Origin of the sequence: Azospirillum doebereinerae, from assembly GCF_003989665.1 — a bacterium.
GTDB classification, from domain to species: domain Bacteria; phylum Pseudomonadota; class Alphaproteobacteria; order Azospirillales; family Azospirillaceae; genus Azospirillum; species Azospirillum doebereinerae.
In genome coordinates this window covers 1-2,500 of the sequence record NZ_RZIJ01000065.1, presented here as the reverse complement: position 1 = coordinate 2,500, position 2,500 = coordinate 1, and the positions used below count along the sequence as shown (strand labels likewise).

The following is a 2,500-nucleotide window of genomic DNA, read 5'->3' as shown; positions in this document are numbered from 1 at the left end:
AGCGAACGCGGACCAGGCCAGTGATTGCTTCTACATAACCGGAACCGTCTGGAAAGTCGGACCACAGTGGGTGATAGTCCCGTATGGGTAAACCGGAAGCAATCCTCGAGTAGGGCGGGACACGTGAAATCCTGTCTGAACATGGGGGGACCACCCTCCAAGCCTAAGTACTCCTCAGTGACCGATAGTGCACCAGTACCGTGAGGGAAAGGTGAAAAGCACCCCGACAAGGGGAGTGAAACAGTTCCTGAAACCGGATGCCTACAAGCAGTCGGAGCCTCCATGTGGGGTGACGGCGTACCTTTTGTATAATGGGTCAGCGACTTAGAGTATGCAGCGAGCTTAAGCCGGTAGGTGGAGGCGCAGCGAAAGCGAGTCTGAATAGGGCGACCGAGTTGCATGCTTTAGACCCGAAACCTGATGATCTAGCCATGGGCAGGTTGAAGGTGCGGTAACACGCACTGGAGGACCGAACTCACGCCTGTTGAAAAAGTCGGAGATGACCTGTGGCTAGGGGTGAAAGGCCAATCAAATCAGGAAATAGCTGGTTCTCCGCGAAAGCTATTTAGGTAGCGCGTCGGATATTGCTCCAGGGGGTAGAGCACTGGATGGGCTAGGGGGGCGCGAGCCTTACCAAACCTAACCAAACTCCGAATACCTGGAAGCAGAGTCCGGCAGACAGACGGTGGGTGCTAAGGTCCATCGTCGAGAGGGAAACAGCCCAGACCGCCAGCTAAGGTCCCCAAATCACGGCTAAGTGGGAAAGGATGTGGGAAGGCCATGACAACCAGGAGGTTGGCTTAGAAGCAGCCATCCTTTAAAGAAAGCGTAATAGCTCACTGGTCTAGTTAAGCCGGCCTGCGCCGAAAATGTATCGGGGCTCAAGCCGTGTACCGAAGCTGCGGATGTGATCTTAGGATCACGTGGTAGCGGAGCGTTCCGTAAGCCTGCGAAGGGTGTCCGTGAGGCCGCCTGGAGGTATCGGAAGTGAGAATGCTGACATGAGTAGCGACAAAGAGTGTGAGAAACACTCTCGCCGAAAGTCCAAGGGTTCCTGCGCAAGGTTAATCCACGCAGGGTGAGCCGGCTCCTAAGGCGAGGCCGAAAGGCGTAGTCGATGGGAAACAGGTTAATAGTCCTGTGCCAGCGGGTGAGTGACGGATGGGAAAGCGTGTATGTCCTTATCGGATTGGACATGCTGTGGACCCGTTCCAGGAAATAGCCCCCGCATCAGACCGTACCCCAAACCGACACAGGTGGACAGGTAGAGTATACCCAGGCGCTTGAGAGAATGGTGTTGAAGGAACTCGGCAAATTGCCCTCGTAACTTCGGAAGAAGAGGGCCCCGTTCGTGCGCAAGCATGGGCGGGGGGCACAGACCAGGGGGTAGCGACTGTTTACTAAAAACACAGGGCTCTGCGAAGCCACACAAGGCGACGTATAGGGTCTGACGCCTGCCCGGTGCCGGAAGGTTAAGAGGAGGGGTGCAAGCTCTGAATTGAAGCCCCGGTAAACGGCGGCCGTAACTATAACGGTCCTAAGGTAGCGAAATTCCTTGTCGGGTAAGTTCCGACCTGCACGAATGGCGTAACGACTTCCCCGCTGTCTCCAACACCAACTCAGCGAAATTGAACTCTCCGTGAAGATGCGGAGTTCCCGCGGTCAGACGGAAAGACCCCGTGCACCTTTACTACAGCTTTGCAGTGGTGCTAGGGATCTCATGTGTAGGATAGGTGGGAGGCTTGGAAACCGGGGCGCCAGCTCTGGTGGAGCCAACCTTGAAATACCACCCTTGAGATCTCTGGCATCTAACCGCGGCCCGTTATCCGGGCCCGGGACCCTGCATGGCGGGTAGTTTGACTGGGGCGGTCGCCTCCCAAAGTGTAACGGAGGCGCGCGATGGTGGGCTCAGAGCGGTCGGAAATCGCTCGTCGAGTGCAATGGCATAAGCCCGCCTGACTGCAAGACTGACAAGTCGAGCAGAGACGAAAGTCGGCCATAGTGATCCGGTGGTTCCATGTGGACGGGCCATCGCTCAACGGATAAAAGGTACGCCGGGGATAACAGGCTGATGACGCCCAAGAGTCCATATCGACGGCGTCGTTTGGCACCTCGATGTCGGCTCATCACATCCTGGGGCTGGAGCAGGTCCCAAGGGTTCGGCTGTTCGCCGATTAAAGTGGTACGTGAGCTGGGTTTAGAACGTCGTGAGACAGTTCGGTCCCTATCTGCCGTGGGTGTAGGAGTTTTGCGAGGATCTGTCCCTAGTACGAGAGGACCGGGATGGACGTACCTCTGGTGCACCGGTTGTCACGCCAGTGGCATGGCCGGGTAGCTAAGTACGGACGGGATAACCGCTGAAAGCATCTAAGCGGGAAACCCACCTCTAAACCAGAGCTCCCTTGAGAGCCGTGATAGACCATCACGTCGATAGGAGGCGTGTGGAAGGGCGGCAACGCCTGAAGCTAAGCCTTACTAATCGCTCGATCGGCTTGATCTC

General features: G+C 56.6%; 1 rRNA gene (cut by a window edge). It reads left to right on the top strand.

From position 1 onward, the window contains the following. A 23S ribosomal RNA gene (locus EJ913_RS31150) occupies positions 1-2,500 on the top strand (it extends 246 nt beyond the left edge of the window).